The organism is Pseudomonas sp. S2_B07, assembly GCF_054668435.1.
Genome location: NZ_CP162769.1, coordinates 1,540,137 through 1,559,127 on the forward strand (window position 1 = coordinate 1,540,137; position 18,991 = coordinate 1,559,127).

Below are 18,991 nucleotides of genomic sequence, written 5' to 3' on the forward strand. Positions count from 1 at the left end.
ACAACGAAATAATTGCTTCACGCAGGTCAGACAGTGTCGTGGATCACCCGCGGCGACCGCAAGCACAAAACAAAAAGGCCGCATGAAAACCCGAGGGTTGTCATGCGGCCTTTTGTGTACTGCTCTATTTAAGCCTTGGCTGCCGGACGCTTGTCTTCAACCGTCCACTTGCCGCCGTCGTAGTACGCCTTCCAGCCAGTCGGCTTACCGTCGACTTCTGTCTGCACATACTGCTCTTTGGTCTTGCGGCTGTAACGGATCACGGAAGGGAGACCGTCCGGATCTTTCTTCGGCGCTTCACAGAGGAAGTGGTACTTCGGATCGATCTCATCCTTGTGCGGCACAATTTCCATGACCAGCGGAGCACGAGTCTCGCGGTTTTTCGGGAATTGGCTGGCCGCCAGGAACAGGCCGGAAGCCCCGTCGCGCAGGATATAGGTGTCGTTGACCTTCTCGCATTTCAGCTCAGGCATCTTCACCGGGTCCATCTTCGGCGGCGCCGCGTCACCGCTCTTCAGCAGCTTGCGGGTGTTCTTGCAAGTCGGGTTGGTGCAACCGAAGAACTTGCCGAACCGGCCGGTCTTGAGCTGCATCTCGCTGCCGCACTTGTCACATTCCAGGCTCGGACCTTCATAGCCTTTGATGCGATAGGTGCCCTCTTCGATTTCGTAACCCGAGCAATCCGGGTTGTTACCGCAGATGTGCAGCTTGCGCTTCTCATCGAGCAGGTAAGCGTCCATCGCCGTGCTGCAGATCGGGCAGCGATGCTTGCCACGCAGCACCAGGGATTCCGATTCACCCTCGTCGTCCGCGGCAATTTCATCACCCGGCACTAGGTTGACGGTGGCCTTGCAGCGTTCTTTCGGCGGCAGGCTGTAACCCGAGCAGCCGAGGAACACGCCAGTCGACGCCGTACGAATCTGCATTGGACGGCCGCAGGTCAGGCACGGAATGTCGGTCATGACCGGCTGGTTGGCACGCATGCCGTTTTCGGCGCTTTCGGCTACTTCGAGTTTTTTCTTGAAGTCACCGTAGAACTCGTCCAGCACGTTTTTCCAGTCACGTTCACCCTGGGCCACGTCATCGAGGTTCTCTTCCATGCCGGCGGTGAAGCCGTAGTCCATGAGGTTGGAGAAGCTCTCGGACAGACGCTCGGTGACGATGTCACCCATCTTTTCCGAATAGAAACGACGGTTGTGCAGCGCGACGTAGCCGCGGTCCTGGATGGTCGAAATGATCGCCGCGTAGGTCGAAGGACGACCGATGCCGCGTTTTTCCATTTCTTTAACCAGGCTTGCTTCCGAGTAACGTGCAGGCGGCTTGGTGAAGTGCTGGGTCGGATCAAGCTTGATCAGCTTCATCGCGTCGCCCTGAGCCATGTCTGGCAGCACGTCGTCATCGCCCGGCTTGGCAATTTGCGGCATCACACGGGTGTAACCGTCGAACTTGAGGATGCGGCCCTTGGCACGCAGCTCGAAATCGCCGGCACCCACGGTGACGGTGGTCGACAGGTATTGCGCCGGCAGCATCTGGCAGGCGAGGAACTGGCGCCAGATCAGCTCGTAGAGCCGCTCTGCATCACGCTCCATGCCCGACAGCTTGCTTGGCTCGGTGTTGGCGTCGGAGGGACGAATCGCTTCGTGAGCCTCTTGTGCGCCTTCCTTGCTACTGTAGACGTTCGGGGTTTCCGGCAGGTACTTCTTGCCGAATTCGCCTTCGATATAAGTGCGCGCCATCGTCACGGCATCGGCCGAGAGGTTGGTGGAGTCGGTACGCATGTAAGTGATGTAGCCGGCTTCGTACAGACGCTGGGCCATCATCATGGTTTTCTTCACGCCGAAGCCCAGGCGGTTGCTCGCTGCCTGTTGCAGGGTGGACGTGATGAACGGAGCCGACGGCTTGCTGCTGGTCGGTTTGTCTTCGCGCTTGGCGATGCTGTAGCTGGAAGCTTTGAGCTTTTCCAGTGCAGCCATGGCCTGGGCTTCGTTAAGCGGCTTGAAGGCCTCGCCTTTCTCGCGCGCCACGTCAAAGCGCACAGTTGCGCCTTTGGCGGTGCCGAGGTCAGCGTGGACCTCCCAGTATTCTTCCGGATTGAACGCGCGGATTTCGCGTTCGCGCTCAACCACCAGTTTTACCGCAACCGACTGCACGCGACCGGCGGACAGGCCACGGGCGATCTTGGCCCACAGCAGAGGCGAAACCATGTAACCCACCACGCGGTCGAGGAAACGACGCGCCTGCTGGGCATTTACACGGTCAATGTCCAGCTCGCCCGGCTTGGAGAAGGCTTCCTGAATCGCCTTCTTGGTGATTTCGTTGAACACCACGCGCTTGTAGCGGCTGTCGTCACCACCGATGGCTTCGCGCAGGTGCCAGGCAATGGCTTCCCCCTCGCGGTCCAAGTCGGTTGCGAGATAGATGGTGTCAGCATCTTTGGCGAGCCGGCGCAGCTCTTCGATGACTTTTTCCTTGCCCGGGAGGATCTCGTACTTGGCTTTCCAGCCATGATCGGGATCGACACCCATGCGCGAGACCAGCTGCTTGCGCGCTTTCTCTTTCGGCGTGAGCACCGGACCTTCACCCGCGGCAGCCTTGCCGCGCTTGGCGGCTGGCTCTTTGCTGGCGCTAGCCGAACCGCTGGTGGGCAGGTCTCGGATATGGCCGATACTCGACTTCACCACGTATTGGTTACCCAGATACTTGTTGATGGTCTTGGCCTTAGCCGGGGATTCCACAATGACCAGCGATTTGCCCATGGATCAGAAAATTCCTGAATTCTAGAAGTGAAAGGCGGTTGGCGCCTGACGCGGCACCGCTATATATAGTGGCTACAAGGTGAGGTCAAGCGCAGGGTTTTGCGCGCACTCAACTTATGGCTACGAAAAAAGGCTCGGTTCGGCTTGCACCAAAGCAAAGCGTGGCACCTGTTCGCCGTCAACTTCGACCGACTCCAGGAACATGCTCAAGGGACGCACCCAAAAGCCGTAATCGCCATACAGGGCTTGGTAGAAGACCACTTCTTCTTCGGTTTCCGAATGCCGCGCGACACTGAATACGCGGTACTGCGGACCTTTGTAATGTTGGTAGAGCCCAGGTTGTATCGGCATGGTTTGGCCCTCACTCAAATCTTTTCAAAATAAAAACAAAAATAATTTCAGAAAAACAAAAACCGGGGCACTTGGCCCCGGCTTCCGTCAACGGATCGCTTAAACGCGTTCGAAGACGGTGGAGATGCCTTGGCCGAGACCAATGCACATGGTAGCCACCCCGAAGGTGCCGCCATTTTGCTTCATCACGTTCAACAGCGTGCCGGAGATACGTGCACCGGAGCAACCGAACGGGTGACCCAGGGCGATTGCGCCGCCGTGCAGGTTAACCTTCTCGTTCATCTTGTCGAGCACTTTCAGATCTTTCAGCACTGGCAGGGCCTGTGCGGCGAAAGCTTCGTTGAGCTCGAAGAAGTCGATATCGTTAATGCCAAGTCCCGCGCGCTTCAGTGCTTTTTGTGTAGCCGGTACTGGACCATAGCCCATGATTGCCGGATCCACACCTGCCACTGCCATCGAACGAATCACGGCCATAGGCTGGATGCCCAGGTCCTGAGCACGCTGCGCCGACATCACGATCATGCACGAGGCACCGTCGGTGATTTGCGACGAAGTACCTGCAGTCACGGTGCCGCCCTTCGGATTGAACGCTGGCTTCAGAGCCGCCAGGCTTTCCAGGGTGGTTTCCGGACGAATGGTTTCGTCGTAATCGAACAGTTTCAGGAAACCGTTCTCGTCGTAGCCCTGCATCGGGATGATTTCGTCTTTGAACTTGCCTTCCAGGGTCGCCTTGTGGGCGAGCTGGTGGGAGCGCACGCCGAAAGCGTCCTGTTGTTCGCGAGTGATGCCGTGCATTTTGCCCAGCATTTCAGCGGTCAGGCCCATCATGCCCGAGGCTTTCGCCGCGTACAGAGACATGTGCGGGTTCGGATCGACACCGTGCATCATGCTCACGTGGCCCATATGCTCGACGCCGCCGACGACAAACACGTCACCGTTGCCGGTCATGATCGCTTGCGCAGCAGTGTGCAGCGCGCTCATCGACGAGCCACACAGGCGGCTGACGGTCTGACCGGCAGCAGTGTGCGGGATCTGAGTCATCAGGGACGCCATGCGCGCGATGTTCCAGCCCTGTTCCAGGGTCTGGTTTACGCAGCCCCAGATCACGTCTTCGACTTCGCTCGGGTCAACCTTGACGTTGCGTTCCAGCAATTTGCTGATCAGGTGCGCCGACATGTCTTCGGCGCGGGTGTTGCGGTGCATGCCGCCCTTGGAGCGGCCCATCGGAGTACGACCGAAGTCGACAATCACGACGTCTCTTGGATTCAAGCTCATAAAATTTCACTCTCGCTCAAGTGTTGGGACGCTTAACCGAAGAACCGTTGGCCGGTTTTGGCCATTTCACGCAGTTTTGCGGTCGGGTGGTACAGCGCGCCCAAATCAGCGTACTGGTCAGCCAGGGCAACGAACTCGGCAACACCGATCGAATCGATGTAGCGCAGCGCACCGCCACGGAATGGAGGGAAACCAATACCGTAGACCAGACCCATGTCGGCTTCGGCAGCGGTTTCGACGATGCCGTCTTCCAGGCAACGCACGGTTTCCAGGCACAGCGGGATCATCATCCAGTTGATGATGTCTTCGTCAGTGACTTCGCGCTGCTCGTAAACGATCGGCTTGAGCACTTCCAGCACCGATGGGTCGGCGACTTTCTTCTGCTTGCCGCGCTTGTCAGTCTCGTAGGCGTAGAAGCCCTTGCCGTTCTTCTGGCCCAGGCGTTTGGCTTCGTAGAGCACGTCGATCGCGGTACGGCGGTCGTCTTTCATGCGGTCCGGGAAGCCCTCAGCCATTACGTCACGACCGTGGTGACCGGTGTCGATGCCGACCACGTCCATCAGGTACGCCGGGCCCATTGGCCAGCCGAATTTTTCCATGACCTTGTCAATACGGACGAAGTCCACACCGGCGCTGACCAGTTTGGCGAAACCGCCGAAGTACGGGAACAGTACACGGTTGACCAGGAAGCCCGGGCAGTCGTTGACGACGATCGGGTTCTTGCCCATTTTCTTGGCGTAGGCAACGGTGGTGGCAACAGCCAGCTCGCTGGACTTCTCGCCACGGATCACTTCAACCAGCGGCATCATGTGCACAGGGTTGAAGAAGTGCATGCCGACGAAGTTTTCCGGACGCTTGAGAGCTTTTGCCAGCAAGGTGATGGAAATGGTCGAGGTGTTAGACGCGAGGATGGTGTCCTCTTTGACCTTGTCTTCGACTTCAGCCAGCACGGCTTGCTTGACCTTAGGATTTTCGACGACCGCTTCAACCACCAGGTCCACGTGACCGAAATCACCGTAGGACAGGGTCGGACGAATGCCGTTGAGCACTTCAGCCATTTTTGCGGCGGTCATGCGACCTTTATCAACGCGGCCGACCAGCAGCTTGGCGGCTTCAGCCAGGCCTTGCTCGATGCCGTGCTCGTTGATGTCCTTCATCAGGATCGGCGTCCCTTTGGAGGCCGACTGATAAGCGATACCGCCACCCATGATGCCGGCGCCCAATACGGCAGCCTGCTTCACGTCTTTGGCGATTTCGTCGTAGGCCTTGGCCTTTTTCTTCAGTTCCTGATCGTTCAGGAACAGACCGATCAAGCTCTGCGCGGCAGAGGTCTTGGCCAGTTTGACGAAACCGGCGGCTTCAACTTCCAGCGCTTTGTCGCGACCGAAGTTCGCGGCTTTCTGGATGGTCTTGATCGCTTCAACCGGTGCCGGGTAGTTCGGGCCAGCCTGACCGGCTACGAAACCTTTGGCGGTTTCGAAAGCCATCATTTGTTCGATTGCGTTCAGCTTCAGCTTTTCCAGCTTCGGTTGACGCTTGGCCTTGTAGTCAAACTCGCCGGAGATGGCGCGCTTGATCAGTTCCAGGGCCGCTTCCTGCAGTTTCTCAGGGGCAACCACTGCGTCCACTGCGCCGACTTTCAGCGCGTCTTCAGGACGGTTTTCTTTGCCTGCAGCAATCCACTCGATGGCGTTGTCGGCACCGATCAGGCGCGGCAGACGCACAGTGCCGCCGAAGCCCGGGTAGATGCCCAGCTTGACTTCCGGCAGACCGATCTTGGCCTTGGTGGACATGACGCGGTAGTCCGCCGCCAGGCACATCTCCAGACCGCCACCCAGGGCGATACCGTTGATCGCGGCGACAGTCGGGACGTTGAGGTCTTCGAAATCGCTGAAAATCTTGTTGGCTTCCAGATTGCCAGCAACCAGCTCGGCATCAGGCAGCTTGAAATTTTCGACAAATTCGGTGATGTCGGCGCCGACGATGAACACGTCCTTGCCACTGCTGACGATCACGCCCTTGATCGAAGCATCTGCCTTGATGGTGTCCACAGCCTGACGCAGTTCGTTCAGGGTTAGACGGTTGAACTTGTTGACGGACTCACCCTTGAGGTCGAATTTCAATTCGACGATGCCACTTTCAAGAGCCTTAACCGTGATGGCTTTACCTTCGTAAATCATCAACTGATCTCCACGATATGGAAGCTGAACAGTACACGTCGGACGCAGGCGAATGGCTCGGCAGGACGTTAAACGTCAATGCTACGCCAATCCACCCGGCACACCCTCCAACGCGATAGTCGGGATTCTGTAGGAGCGATCTGAAATACAAACGCTCAATTCATACGCCCGTTTGATTTGGGTACGCCACCTTCACGGAATTTCCGACAATTGTCAATCGCCCAAAATACGGGTTGAAACGCGACTTTGCGGTCACTTCCGTACTGCGAAGATCTTCAACACGCAGATGCATGTGAACTCATTCATAGAATCAATAGTTAGAAAAGTCGCCCTAATTCGCTGCAGCCCGCGTTTAACAAGCTACGCTGGCATGAACCTGAAGAAAAAAGATGAACGCGCTGGGTGAATGTCCGGCGTAAGATCAGCCCTACAGCGAATTACCGGCCTGCCTGGCCAACCCCAGCCCGATGATGATGTCGGGCTTTTTATTGCCTGTCTGTCAGACCCGTCGCGCCATTGCAGCGCGAAATATCCTTACTTTACGCCAGCGCTTTCAGCACCGCGTCAATGTCCTGCAAAACAGTCGCCTCGCCCTTCTCGCCCCAATACAAGGTAACCATTTGCTTGTCCGCCTCGATCTTGTAGACGTTGGCTGGCAATTTTTCAAAATGATTGAGCAACGCTCGATCCTCGCAAACCTCCTGCCACTGATTCACCCATACGCCTGGTGATTTTTGCCAGTAGCTCCAGCATGCAGGCTGATTGCCACGGCGTGGCCGATGGTACTGCGCACACGGGCTCGGCGGCTCCTGGCTCAGCCAGTGCGGCCATTCCTGAGGCGCCAGCTGCATGGCCAGGCCCATGCGTCGTGCCTCCATGCGCAGGGCCATGCGCCCGCTCTGACCACGTGACGGTCGCAACCATGCCAGCGGACTCAGCACCACCAGCAGGATTGACACCACTATCCAGACCGTCATATCTGTACTCCCGATTCTTGATGGGCGCTTTGGGTCACTCTGGAACCATTGCGCTTGAAACCAGCCATACTTACCAATATTGCAATCCTCAGGAGGAGCACCTCATGCCCTACAACCATATTCTGGTCGCTGTAGATCTAACCGAAGAGTGCGACCCTGTAATCCACCGCGCTCGCGAGCTGGCGGTGAGCAACGGGGCGAAATTGTCCCTGGTGCACATTGTCGAGCCAATGGCCATGGCCTTTGGTGGCGACGTGCCGATGGACCTGTCACAACTGCAACAACAGCAGTTCGATCAGGCCAAGGAGCGCCTAGAGCGCCTGAAAGCCAAATACGCAGAGCTTGAAGGTGCCAACTGCCACCTGACCTATGGCCAGCCACGCCAGGAAATCCATCATTTCGCCAAGGAAAACCACTGCGACCTGATCGTGGTCGGCAGCCATGGCCGCCATGGCCTGGCGCTGCTGCTCGGGTCGACCGCCAATGATGTGCTGCACGGTGCACCTTGCGACGTACTGGCGGTACATCTGATCAAACGCTGAAACGCTCCCACATTTGATCTGCATCAGCCTGTAGCTCGCGTTACATATGAAAAGCCCGACGCTCATCACTGAACGCCGGGCTTTTTTTGTTACGGGATCAATCAGGCATCCAGCTCGGCCCAGCGCTCGACCATCACGTCCAGCTCGGCCTGCAACTGCTCCAGCTGCGCAATCACCGCGGCCGTCTCGGCAGCAGGACGCTGATAGAAACCGGCATCGGCCATTTGCGCTTCAACCGCCGTAATCTGCTGTTCCATGGCTTCGATCTGAGCCGGCAGCATTTCCAGCTCACGCTGATGCTTGTAGCTAAGCTTCTTCTTAGCCACCGGCGCTTCAGCAGCTGCAACGACAGGTGCTGCCTGCGCCGTTACAACCGCGGAGGTCAGGTCGGCCTTGCCGGATTTGCTCTCGGTCACGCCCAGCAGGCGCGGCGAACCGCCCTGACGCAGCCAGTCCTGATAACCACCGACGTACTCGCGAACCTTGCCTTCACCTTCGAAGACCAGGGTGCTGGTGACCACGTTGTCGAGGAATGCCCGGTCGTGACTGACCATCAGCACGGTGCCGTTGAAGGTCAGCAAGACCTCTTCCAGCAGTTCGAGGGTTTCAACATCGAGGTCGTTGGTCGGTTCGTCGAGGACCAGCAGGTTCGCCGGCTTGCTGAACAGCTTGGCCAGCAACAGACGGGCACGCTCACCACCGGACAGCGCCTTGACCGGCGTGCGGGCACGCTGCGGGCTGAACAGGAAGTCACCGAGGTAGCTCAGCACGTGACGGCTCTGACCATCGATATCGATGAAGTCGCGACCTTCGGCCACGTTGTCGATCACAGTCTTTTCCAGGTCCAGCTGATGGCGCAACTGGTCGAAATAGGCCACGTCGATGCGCGTCCCCTCTTCCACTGTGCCGCTGGTTGGTTGCAGACCACTGAGCATCAGCTTCAGCAGTGTGGTCTTGCCGGTACCGTTGGCGCCGAGCAGACCGATACGGTCGCCGCGCGTCAGGACCATCGAGAAATCCTTGATCAGGAACGGGCCACCCGGGTGAGCAAAGCTCACGTTCTCGAGGACCATCACCTGCTTGCCGGACTTGTCAGCGGTGTCCAGCTGAATGTTGGCCTTGCCGGTGCGCTCACGGCGCTCGCTGCGCTCGACGCGCAAAGCCTTCAATGCGCGGACGCGGCCTTCATTACGGGTGCGACGGGCCTTGATGCCCTGGCGGATCCAGACTTCTTCCTGGGCCAGCTTCTTGTCAAACAGCGCGTTGGCGGTTTCTTCAGCGGCCAGCGAAGCTTCTTTGTGCACCAGGAAACTGGCGTAGTCACCGTTCCAGTCGATCAGGCCACCGCGGTCCAGTTCGAGGATGCGCGTCGCAAGGTTTTGCAGGAATGAACGGTCGTGCGTGATGAACAGCACGGCGCCCTGGAAATCCTTCAGCGCTTCTTCGAGCCAGGCAATGGCACCGATGTCCAGGTGGTTGGTCGGTTCGTCGAGCAGCAGCAGGTCCGGTTCGGAGACCAGGGCCTGAGCCAGCAGGACGCGACGACGCCAGCCGCCGGACAATTCGGCGAGAGTCTTGTCGGCCGGCAACTGCAGACGGCTCAACGTACTGTCGACCAGTTGCTGCAAACGCCAGCCATCGCGGGCTTCGAGGTCATGCTGGACGTGCATCAGTTTGTCCAGGTCGGCGTCGGTGACGATGTTCTGGCTCAGGTGGTGATACTGCGCGAGCAGCTCGCCCACACCGTCCAGGCCCTCGGCAACCACGTCGAACACGGTCCGCTCGTCGGCCACCGGCAATTCTTGCGGCAATTCGCCAATCTTGAGGCCAGGTGCACGCCAAACGGAGCCCTCGTCGGGCTTCTGGTCGCCCTTGACGAGCTTCATCATGCTGGACTTGCCAGTGCCGTTGCGGCCGATGATGCACACCCGCTCACCACGGGCGATCTGCCAGGACACCTTGTCCAACAACGGCATAGCGCCGAAAGCAAGGGACACATCGCTGAATTTGAGCAGGGTCATGAGCTTCTCCAAAAACCGGGGGCGCATTCTACCTGACTTGAGGCTTCAGAAGGCCGGCAATTTCACTCTCGAAGCACTCTGCATAACAAATGTTACGAACTTGGGCTGACAGGCCTGCAAAGCTTTCGCCCGTTGCTGGCAAAAGGCTAAGCTACAGATTATTCAGTGCAGGTAATCCCGCACTTGTCTCATGATTTCTCTGCCCGGACGTCTCATGCGCAGTCGCCTTTTCAGTCTTTTATCTTGCTTGCTACTTTCTGCTACTGCCGTTCAATCAGCGCAGGCAGTGGACCTGTCCACCCAGCGCCAATATTACGATGAAGCCAAGCGCGCCCTGGCCAAAGGCGATACCGGTCCTTACTTTCGCTACAGCCAGGCCCTCAGTGATTACCCGCTGGAGCCGTACCTGGCCTATGACGAGTTGACCGCCCGTCTAAAAACCGCCAGCAATGCCGAAATCGAGAAATTCCTCGCCGACCACGGTGACCTGCCGCAAGCCAACTGGATGAAATTGCGTTGGTTGCGCTGGCTGGCCGACCGTGGCGACTGGGCGACCTTCGTCAAGTATTACGACCCCAAGCTCAATTTCACCGAACTGGACTGCCTGAATGCGCAGTATCAGATTGGCCACAACCAGAAGGCTGAAGGCTATGCCAACGCCAATAAGCTGTGGCTGACCGGCAAATCCCAGCCCGCCGCCTGCGACGCGTTGTTCGGGCAATGGGCTGCCGAAGGTCAACTGACCGAGCAAAAACGCTGGGAGCGCGCCAAGCTCGCCGCCCAGGCGCGCAATTATCCACTGGCCAACAGCCTGGTTAACGGCCTGACCACCCTCGCCCCTCGCGGACGACTGCTGATCGATGTGGCGCAAAAGCCCGAGCTGCTCAACCAGCCTTCGCGCTTCACCCCGGCTGACGAACCGATGTCCGACGTGGTCAGCCTTGGCCTGCGCCGCCTGGCCAAGCAGGACCCGGACAAGGCCATGGACTTGCTCGACGGTTATGCCAGCAGCATGCACTTCTCTCGCGATGAAAAAGTGGCGATCGCCCGGGAAATCGGCCTGACGCTGGCGCGACGCTATGACCCTCGTGCGCTTGATGTCATGACCAAGTACGACCCGGAACTGCGCGACAACACCGTGTCCGAATGGCGCCTGCGCCTGCTGCTTCGCCTGGCTCGCTGGGACGACGCCTATCAGTTGTCTCGCCGCTTGCCACAGGACCTGGCGACCACGAACCGCTGGCGCTACTGGCAGGCCCGCGCCCTTGAGCTGGCGCAGCCACAGAACCCGGAAGCGCAGACGCTGTACAAGAGCCTTGCCCGCGAACGTGATTTCTATGGCTTCCTTGCCGCCGACCGCTCGCAGCTACCGTACTCGCTACTCAACAAACCGCTGGTACTCAGCCAGGCCACCATCAATAAGGTGCGCAATACGCCAGGTATACGTCGAGCACTGGAGTTCCACGCCCGCGGGCAGGTCGTCGACGGTCGCCGCGAGTGGTATTACGTCAGTCGTCACTTCAACCGTGACGAAATGGTCGCCCAGGCGAAACTGGCCTATGACCTGAAATGGTATTTCCCGGCGATCCGCACCATCAGTCAGGCGCAGTACTGGGACGATCTGGACATCCGCTTCCCGATGGCCCACCGCGAAACCCTGGTCCGCGAAGCCAAAGTACGCGGCCTGCATTCCAGCTGGGTGTTCGCCATCACGCGCCAGGAAAGTGCTTTCATGGACGACGCCCGCTCAGGCGTCGGCGCCAGCGGCCTGATGCAACTGATGCCCGGCACCGCCAAGGAAACCGCACGCAAGTTCAGCATTCCGCTGGCCTCGCCGCAGCAAGTGATCGACCCGGACAAAAACATCCAGCTCGGCGCCGCGTACCTGAGCCAGGTCCATGCCCAGTTCAACGGCAACCGCGTCCTCGCCTCCGCCGCCTACAACGCCGGTCCCGGCCGCGTGCGCCAGTGGCTGCGCGGCGCAGACCACCTGAGCTTCGACGTCTGGGTGGAAAGCATCCCGTTCGACGAAACCCGTCAGTATGTGCAGAACGTGCTGTCGTATTCGGTGATCTACGGGCAGAAGCTCAACTCGCCACAGCCGCTGGTGGATTGGCATGAACGGTATTTTGATGATCAGTGATCCCGTTTTGACCCACTGACAAAAAAAAGCCCGCATCGATTGATGCGGGCTTTTTTTGGGGTGCTCGACTTAGTCGGTAACCGGGTCGATCACCGTGTTGTGCCCATCACTAAACTGCAACGCCGCCAATCGCGCATACAGCGCATTGCTCGCAATCAACGCCTGATGCGTCCCCACCGCCACCAGTTTCCCTTGGTCCATGACCGCGATCCGGTCAGCATTTTTCACCGTGGCCAAACGGTGAGCGATCACCAGCGTGGTGCGGTTTTTCATCAGGCTGGGCAGGGCTTGCTGGATCAGGTGTTCGCTCTGGGCATCGAGGGCGCTGGTGGCTTCGTCGAGCAACAGGATCGGCGCGTCCACCAGCAATGCGCGAGCAATGGCCAGGCGTTGGCGCTGGCCGCCAGACAGCCCGAGGCCGCCGTCGCCAAGATGCGTCTGGTAACCGTGGGGCATTTGCTCAATGAAGTCGTGGGCGTAGGCGATTTTTGCCGCTTCCTGAACCTGAGCCAGGGTTGCCCCCGGATTACCGTAGCGGATGTTCTCTTCGATGCTGCCGAAGAACAGCGCAGGATTTTGCGAAACCAGCGCGAAGCAACGGCGCAGGTCGAGCGGATCGAGCTGGGTCAACGGCACGCCATCGAGCAGGATCTGCCCGGCGGCCGGATCGTAAAAGCGCAGCAGCAAGTCATACACCGTGGATTTTCCGGCCCCGGACGGCCCCACCAGCGCGAGGGTTTCGCCCGCGTTTATGGTCAGACTCAAGCCATCGACGGCATAACTTTCGGGCCGCGACGGGTAGGAAAAACGCACATCCTGTAGAACCAGATCGCCCTTCACCCGCTCCGGCAAGGTTACCAGGCCGGTGGTCGGTGGCTGGATGATATTTTCCGAACGCAGCAATTCGGCAATCCGCTCGGCCGCCCCCGCCGCGCGCTGCAACTCACCGATTACTTCGCTCAAGGTGCCAAAGGCACTGCCGACGATCAGGCTGTAGAAAACAAACGCCGCCAGTTCACCGGCCGAGATCCTCCCGGCGATCACGTCCATGCCACCAACCCACAGCATGACGCCGACAGCACCCAGCACCAGCACGATCACCAGCGTGATCAACCAGGCGCGCTGGAAGATGCGTTTACGCGCGGTGTCGAACGCCTGTTCCACGGTCAGGGCAAAGCGCTGCTCGTCCTGGACCTGATGGTTGTACGCCTGCACGGTTTTGATCTGGCCGAGGGTTTCGGAGACATAGCTGCCGATATCGGCAATCCGGTCCTGGCTCAGGCGCGACAGATTGCGCACCCGACGGCCGAAAATCAGGATCGGGGCAATCACCAGCGGCAACGCAATCACCACGATGCTGGTGAGCTTGGGGTTAGTGATAAACAGCAGCACGATTCCGCCGATGACCATCAGCAGATTGCGCAGGAACAGCGACAACGACGAGCCGATCACCGATTGCAGCAACGTGGTGTCGGCGGTCAGCCGCGACTGGATTTCGGAACTGCGATTGTTTTCGTAGAACCCCGGATGCAGATAAACCAGGTGGTTGAAGACCTGCCGGCGGATGTCTGCGACCACCCGCTCGCCGATCCACGACACCAGGTAAAAACGCGCGAAGGTGCCGATCGCCAGCCCCACCACCAGCACCATGAACAGGCCGATGGATTGATTGAGCAGGTGCGGTGACTGGGTCATGAACCCCTGATCCACCAGCAGGCGGATGCCCTGCCCCATCGACAAGGTAATGCCGGCGGTGACAATCAACGCGAGCAAGGCGCCAAAGGCTTGCCAGCGATACGGTGCAAGAAAGCGAAGGGTCAGGCGGATCGCGCGGCGGTGACGAGCAGAGAGCATCGAGGGTTATCCAGTACGCCATTGATATCGCCAGCCTACACGGTCAGCGGGTGAACGCTGTAAATCACAATGAGTCAGGTTAATTATGACCGCGACGACTAGCCCCTAGACGCTATTGGTCTAAAGTCCGGGTGGCAACGTTTATAAATTTCTGGTGGACTGACATTGCCGTTCGGGAAAGATCGCAGGGAGTTGTCATAGCCCGGTCACCTGAAGGTTCTAAAGTAAGCACACACCTGAAGAGGAGACAGGCCATGTCCTTGCAAAACAGCAGCGAAGACAAGATTCAAGTGATCCGCACACAGCCACACCAGTCTCTGGGGTGCTCGATTATCGATGCCGATGGGCGTGAAGTACCGATCACTGAAGACATGATCCAGAAAGCGTGCAGCGAACTGGAAAAGCGATTGGTCAAGCCTGCCGAACAAGAGTGATATAGCCACCGTCTTCTTGACCCGGCCCTGGTTGGCCGGGTTTTTTATGGGTGATTTTTGAGGGTGCTGAATCGTCCACCCATTCAGCGAACGCCCCAAGACCTGTGGGAGCATGGCTTGCCAGCGATGGGGCCAACTCGGTCTCTATACAGCCGAAGCCCCCAACGCCGCCACAATCCTGCGCAACTCAGCCGAATCCCCCTCAATCCGCACCTGCAACCCATCAATCTCCCGACGCGACGGGTAATGCTTGCGCAGCACATCAAACGCCGCACGCTGTTCGCTCACACTGCCTACAAGACTGCGGCGAAAATCCGCATCGTCACGGCGCGGGTCGTACACACCACGGCACAGCATGGCCAGCGCCCACGCAGGATCAGCCTGCGCATGCAGGGTCACTTGCGACAACCACGGTGCCGGCAGCAAATCACTCAGGCTGACCTGAGCCGGCTGCCCGAGAAACGCGCAATACGCCTGATAGATCTGCGCCGTCCCACGCTGTTTGCCATCAAGGCTGTAACCGGCAATGTGCGGCGTCGCCAGCACGCACAACTCCGCCAGCGCCACGTCGACCTCAGGTTCACCTTCCCAAACGTCGAGCACCGCTTGCAGGTCTTCGCGCTCAAGCAGCACTTGGCGCAGGGCGGCGTTATCGACCACCGGGCCACGACTGGCGTTGATCAGCCAGGTGCCGGGTTTGAGCTGACCCAAGCGGTTTTTATCGAACAAATGCCAGGTCGACTGCGCGCCGTGCTTCTTCAAAGGTGTGCAGGCTGATGACGTCGCACTGCTCGATGATCTGTTCGAGGCTGACAAAATCACCGCCTTCAGCTGCCTGCCGGGGCGGATCGCACACCAGCACGTTCCAGCCCAGACCTTGCAGGACCTTGACGAGACGACCGCCGACTTCGCCGGCACCGACCACGCCATACGTGCGCCGGGTCAGGTCAGCGCCTTCGATTTCAGCCAGGGTCAGCAGACTGCCGAGCACGTAGTCGACCACACCCCGGGCATTGCAGCCGGGCGCGCTGGACCAGGTGATGCCGGCTTGCTGAAAGTAGTCCAGGTCCAGGTGATCGGTGCCGATGGTGCACGTGCCGACAAAGCGCACGTTGCTGCCTTCGAGCAAGGCACGATTGACGTTGGTCACCGAGCGGACCAGCAGCACATCGGCTTGTTCGACGGTGGCGCGGTCGATGGAACGTCCCGGTACCCGGCGGATTTCACCGAACCCTGAGAAGAAGGCATCCAGCAGCGGGATATTTTCGTCGGCAACAATCAGCATGGCAGGCTCCTTTGGCGGATCGGCAGTGTAGGCGGAGATGACCTTTGTGAGCCAGCAAGCATTGCGCAGGGAATCTCGCAACGTCCGAAATACAATTACAAATCCCTAACACAGGACTTTTCCTGACCACTGCGTCAGGGCGTAGAATGCATCGCCTTGCGCATCAACACCTTTGGACGTTTCGCCTTTGAATTCCGTGACTGACCGCCTTGCCGCTACCACCCTCACCCGCCCGGCCCGGGTTCGCCTGGAGCTGAAAAACCTGCTCACCCTGGCGCTGCCGATCATGATCGCGCAACTGGCAACCACTGCCATGGGGTTTGTCGATGCGGTGATGGCGGGCCGGGTCGGGCCTCGGGATCTGGCGGCGGTCGCACTGGGCAACTCCATCTGGGTGCCGGTGTTTCTGCTGATGACCGGCACCTTGCTGGCCACCACGCCAAAAGTCGCCCAGCGCTTTGGTGCCGGCACCCACAGCGAAATCGGGCCGATTGTGCGTCAGGCACTGTGGCTCGCCCTGGTGGTGGGTTTGATGGCCACCGGCATGCTGTTCAGCGCCGAGCCGATCCTGCACATGATGAAGGTCGATCCCGAATTGATCGGCCCGTGCATGCAATACCTGCACGGCATCGCCAGCGGCTTGCCCGCCGTCGCCTTCTACCATGTGTTGCGCTGCTTCAGTGATGGCCTGGGGCGTACGCGTCCGGCGATGGTGCTGGGCCTGTGCGGGTTGGCGCTGAACATTCCACTCAATTACATCTTCATCTATGGCCACTTCGGTGTACCGGCGATGGGCGGTGTCGGTTGCGGCTGGGCCACGGCGATTGTGATGTGGGTGATGGCGCTGGGCATGGCCGGCTGGGAACGCTGGGCGCCGGCGTATCAGTCGAGCCAGTTGTTCAGCCGTTTCGACTGGCCGCAATGGTCGGTGATCAAGCGCTTGCTGGGCATTGGCCTGCCGATCGGCATCGCGGTGTTCGCCGAATCGAGCATCTTTGCCGTCATTGCGCTGCTGATCGGCAGCCTTGGCGCCACCGTGGTCGCCGGCCATCAGATCGCCCTGAACTTCAGCTCGCTGGTGTTCATGATCCCTTACTCCCTCGGCATGGCCGTGACGGTGCGGGTCGGCCAGGCCCTCGGTCGACAGGAACCACGCGAGGCACGTTTCGCCGCGGGCGTCGGCATGGGCACGGCGCTGGCGTATGCCTGCCTGTCCGCGAGCATGATGCTGTTGCTGCGCGAGCACATTGCAGCGATCTACACCGCTGACCCGACGGTGATTCGAGTGGCCGCGATGCTGATCGTGTACTCGGCGCTGTTCCAGTTTTCCGATGCCATCCAGGTGACGGCAGCCGGCGCATTGCGCGGTTACCAGGACACGCGGGTGACGATGATCCTGACGCTGTTCGCCTATTGGGGGATTGGTTTGCCGGTGGGTTACGCGCTGGGCCTGACCGATTGGCTGGGTGCACCCAGTGGCCCGAGCGGGCTGTGGCAAGGTTTGATCGTGGGCTTGAGCTGCGCGGCGCTGATGCTGTCGATCCGCCTGGCGCGCAGTGCACGCAAGCGGATTCGTATCAGTCATTCGGCGGGTTAAGCGAGTTTCTTGCGAATCCAGTACAGGTAGGTGCCCGCCTCTTCGTGCTGCGCCACCAGTTCGTGGTCAAGAAACACGCAGAACTTGGGAATGTCGCGACGGGTCGACGGATCGGTCGCAATCACCTTGAGCAGGCCGCCGGGCACCAGGTCGCGGATGTGCTGGTGCAGCATCATGACCGGTTCCGGGCAGTTGAGGCCGGTGGCGTCGAGGGTGCCGTCTACCGGCGTATCAAGCATTTCACTCATGATTAACTCCTGAAACTGGCCAGCATTGTCGCGCATTGCCGGGTCTTCGGTCATCTGTGGCATACAGCCGCCCCTATGGGGGCTCCCACAAAAGCTCTTCCCCACAAATGGGTTGTGTGGATCAGCGGGATTTCGGTTTCTTTACATCCAGCCGGCGCAGGTGGCACGTCACTTCTTCCCGGTCGTGATAAAGCTGCTTACAGCCGATCTCGACCCGAATGCCGCGCTCCTTGAACCCATCGGCGATGCGTTCCAGCAAGCGCTTCACCTCGGCATAACGCTGCTTCATCGGCAGTTTGAGGTTGACCACCGCTTCCCGGCAATGCCCCTCGCCAATCCACTCTTCCAGCATCGCGGCGTTGCGCGCCGGCTTCTCGACGATGTCGCAAACCATCCAGTCCACCGGCTGCCGGGGCTTGAAGGTGAAACCGTCGGCCATCAAGTGTTGCACCAGACCGGTGTCCATCAGGCTTTCGGCCATCGGGCCGTTGTCGATGGCGGTCACCAGCATGCCGCGGTTAACCAGTTGCCAGGTCCACCCGCCGGGGGCAGCGCCCAAATCGACGCCGGTCATGTCACTGTGCAGACGCTCATCCCACTGGTCACGCGGGATGAAGTGATGCCAGGCCTCTTCCAGTTTCAGCGTCGAACGGCTTGGTGCCTCACGCGGGAACTTCAGGCGCGGAATGCCCATCGGCCACATCGCCGAGTTATTCGACTCAGCCAGGCCCATGAACACCTCACGGCCGCTCTTGAACGTCAGCAGCAGACGCGGTTTGTGCGCATCTTCCACCAGTTTGCCGGCGGCCATCAGCGCCTTGCGCAGGTGACCTTCAAACTTCTTGCAGAAGTTCGACAGTTCCTTGCCATCGTTGGTGTCGACCATTTCCAGCCACAGGCTGCCGCACAGCGGAAAGTCCGCCATGTGCGCCAGGATCACGCTGATGCGGTCGGTTTCCGGCAGATCAATAAAGATCCCGCGCGCCCATTGGCGCGGGAAGATCAGCTCGGCGAAACGCTGGCCACGCATCAGGCGCTCGGCGCCATCTTCTTCGGTGCAGATGAACTCGGCGCAGGCGCTGGCGGTTTTGGCCTTGGCATAACCGGCCACGTTCAGGCGGGCGGCGTGTTCGGCAATCTCGGAACAGACTTCGCCTTCGAAGCCCGGCCGGCAATGCATAAAGAGGGTGTTCATTGAATCTCCTGGGCAATCGGCAATGAATCGATGCGCAAACTTGCCCTGTAGCAAAGCCTGTCACGAAAACCGGCGCATGATAGCCGAGTTCGGAACCTTGGACTTAACCATAGAGTCCAGTTATTAGCCTTAA

At 59.4% G+C, this 18,991-nt stretch carries 13 protein-coding genes and 1 pseudogene; 4 read left to right on the forward strand and 10 right to left on the reverse strand.

Annotated elements, in window-relative coordinates; translation table 11 throughout:
- Nucleotides 1–128: 128 nt before the first annotated feature.
- The 5 genes from topA to AB4N43_RS07215 all read right to left on the reverse strand — a co-directional run bounded on the left by topA (nucleotide 129) and on the right by AB4N43_RS07215 (nucleotide 7,539).
- Entirely contained in the window at nucleotides 129–2,756 is a 2,628-nt protein-coding gene (gene topA / locus AB4N43_RS07195; protein WP_027921688.1) for a type I DNA topoisomerase, read from the reverse strand.
- A 120-nt stretch (nucleotides 2,757–2,876) separates the two neighbouring features.
- Nucleotides 2,877–3,107, reverse strand: coding sequence for a DUF1653 domain-containing protein (locus tag AB4N43_RS07200; RefSeq protein ID WP_027921689.1), 231 nt, complete (start codon nucleotides 3,105–3,107; stop codon nucleotides 2,877–2,879).
- Between the two features lie 99 nt (nucleotides 3,108–3,206).
- The gene (fadA, locus tag AB4N43_RS07205) at nucleotides 3,207–4,382 is read right to left on the reverse strand and encodes an acetyl-CoA C-acyltransferase FadA (RefSeq protein ID WP_008007076.1); all 1,176 of its coding nucleotides are present in this window, start codon (nucleotides 4,380–4,382) and stop codon (nucleotides 3,207–3,209) included.
- 32 nt (nucleotides 4,383–4,414) lie between these two features.
- A complete protein-coding gene (gene fadB / locus AB4N43_RS07210; RefSeq protein ID WP_027921690.1) occupies nucleotides 4,415–6,562 on the reverse strand; it encodes a fatty acid oxidation complex subunit alpha FadB in 2,148 nt (715 codons plus the stop codon).
- Nucleotides 6,563–7,101: 539 nt separating this feature from the next.
- Entirely contained in the window at nucleotides 7,102–7,539 is a 438-nt protein-coding gene (locus AB4N43_RS07215) for a hypothetical protein (RefSeq protein WP_027921691.1), read from the reverse strand.
- 104 nt (nucleotides 7,540–7,643) lie between these two features.
- Here AB4N43_RS07215 and AB4N43_RS07220 point away from each other — a divergent pair, with 104 nt between their 5' ends.
- Nucleotides 7,644–8,081 carry a universal stress protein gene (locus AB4N43_RS07220; protein ID WP_027921692.1) on the forward strand — a complete coding sequence of 146 codons (438 nt, stop codon included), beginning with the start codon at nucleotides 7,644–7,646 and terminating at the stop codon, nucleotides 8,079–8,081.
- 101 nt (nucleotides 8,082–8,182) lie between these two features.
- Here the strand turns inward: AB4N43_RS07220 and AB4N43_RS07225 are convergent, their stop codons facing one another.
- Nucleotides 8,183–10,102 (reverse strand): ATP-binding cassette domain-containing protein, encoded by a 1,920-nt coding sequence (locus tag AB4N43_RS07225; RefSeq protein ID WP_194939785.1) that lies wholly within the window; start codon nucleotides 10,100–10,102, stop codon nucleotides 8,183–8,185.
- A gap of 214 nt (nucleotides 10,103–10,316) precedes the next feature.
- On the opposite strand from AB4N43_RS07225, the gene AB4N43_RS07230 reads away from it, so the two are divergent.
- A complete protein-coding gene (locus tag AB4N43_RS07230) occupies nucleotides 10,317–12,245 on the forward strand; it encodes a transglycosylase SLT domain-containing protein (protein WP_027921694.1) in 1,929 nt (642 codons plus the stop codon).
- Nucleotides 12,246–12,314: 69 nt separating this feature from the next.
- On the opposite strand, the gene AB4N43_RS07235 is transcribed toward AB4N43_RS07230, so the two are convergent.
- Nucleotides 12,315–14,099, reverse strand: coding sequence for an ABC transporter transmembrane domain-containing protein (locus tag AB4N43_RS07235; RefSeq protein ID WP_194939786.1), 1,785 nt, complete (start codon nucleotides 14,097–14,099; stop codon nucleotides 12,315–12,317).
- A gap of 254 nt (nucleotides 14,100–14,353) precedes the next feature.
- On the opposite strand from AB4N43_RS07235, the gene AB4N43_RS07240 reads away from it, so the two are divergent.
- The gene (locus AB4N43_RS07240; RefSeq protein ID WP_410922279.1) at nucleotides 14,354–14,533 is read left to right on the forward strand and encodes a PA1571 family protein; all 180 of its coding nucleotides are present in this window, start codon (nucleotides 14,354–14,356) and stop codon (nucleotides 14,531–14,533) included.
- 144 nt (nucleotides 14,534–14,677) lie between these two features.
- On the opposite strand, the pseudogene pdxB reads toward AB4N43_RS07240, so the two are convergent.
- Nucleotides 14,678–15,818, reverse strand: a pseudogene (pdxB, locus tag AB4N43_RS07245) (4-phosphoerythronate dehydrogenase PdxB).
- A 187-nt stretch (nucleotides 15,819–16,005) separates the two neighbouring features.
- Here pdxB and AB4N43_RS07250 point away from each other — a divergent pair.
- A complete protein-coding gene (locus tag AB4N43_RS07250) occupies nucleotides 16,006–17,415 on the forward strand; it encodes an MATE family efflux transporter (protein WP_410922281.1) in 1,410 nt (469 codons plus the stop codon).
- On the opposite strand, the gene tusA is transcribed toward AB4N43_RS07250, so the two are convergent.
- Nucleotides 17,412–17,663 (reverse strand): sulfurtransferase TusA, encoded by a 252-nt coding sequence (gene tusA / locus AB4N43_RS07255; RefSeq protein WP_007945068.1) that lies wholly within the window; start codon nucleotides 17,661–17,663, stop codon nucleotides 17,412–17,414. The genes AB4N43_RS07250 and tusA overlap by 4 nt on opposite strands.
- Nucleotides 17,664–17,784: 121 nt before the next feature.
- A complete protein-coding gene (rlmM, locus tag AB4N43_RS07260) occupies nucleotides 17,785–18,858 on the reverse strand; it encodes a 23S rRNA (cytidine(2498)-2'-O)-methyltransferase RlmM (RefSeq protein WP_007945067.1) in 1,074 nt (357 codons plus the stop codon).
- Nucleotides 18,859–18,991 lie beyond the last annotated feature (133 nt).

Coding starts and splice junctions, on each gene's coding strand:
- topA (WP_027921688.1), bottom strand. CDS start 2,756: ATGGGCAAATCGCTGGTCATTGTGGAATCCCCGGCTAAGGCCAAGACC.
- AB4N43_RS07200 (WP_027921689.1), bottom strand. CDS start 3,107: ATGCCGATACAACCTGGGCTCTACCAACATTACAAAGGTCCGCAGTAC.
- fadA (WP_008007076.1), bottom strand. CDS start 4,382: ATGAGCTTGAATCCAAGAGACGTCGTGATTGTCGACTTCGGTCGTACT.
- fadB (WP_027921690.1), bottom strand. CDS start 6,562: ATGATTTACGAAGGTAAAGCCATCACGGTTAAGGCTCTTGAAAGTGGC.
- AB4N43_RS07215 (WP_027921691.1), bottom strand. CDS start 7,539: ATGACGGTCTGGATAGTGGTGTCAATCCTGCTGGTGGTGCTGAGTCCG.
- AB4N43_RS07220 (WP_027921692.1), top strand. CDS start 7,644: ATGCCCTACAACCATATTCTGGTCGCTGTAGATCTAACCGAAGAGTGC.
- AB4N43_RS07225 (WP_194939785.1), bottom strand. CDS start 10,102: ATGACCCTGCTCAAATTCAGCGATGTGTCCCTTGCTTTCGGCGCTATG.
- AB4N43_RS07230 (WP_027921694.1), top strand. CDS start 10,317: ATGCGCAGTCGCCTTTTCAGTCTTTTATCTTGCTTGCTACTTTCTGCT.
- AB4N43_RS07235 (WP_194939786.1), bottom strand. CDS start 14,099: ATGCTCTCTGCTCGTCACCGCCGCGCGATCCGCCTGACCCTTCGCTTT.
- AB4N43_RS07240 (WP_410922279.1), top strand. CDS start 14,354: ATGTCCTTGCAAAACAGCAGCGAAGACAAGATTCAAGTGATCCGCACA.
- tusA (WP_007945068.1), bottom strand. CDS start 17,663: ATGAGTGAAATGCTTGATACGCCGGTAGACGGCACCCTCGACGCCACC.
- rlmM (WP_007945067.1), bottom strand. CDS start 18,858: ATGAACACCCTCTTTATGCATTGCCGGCCGGGCTTCGAAGGCGAAGTC.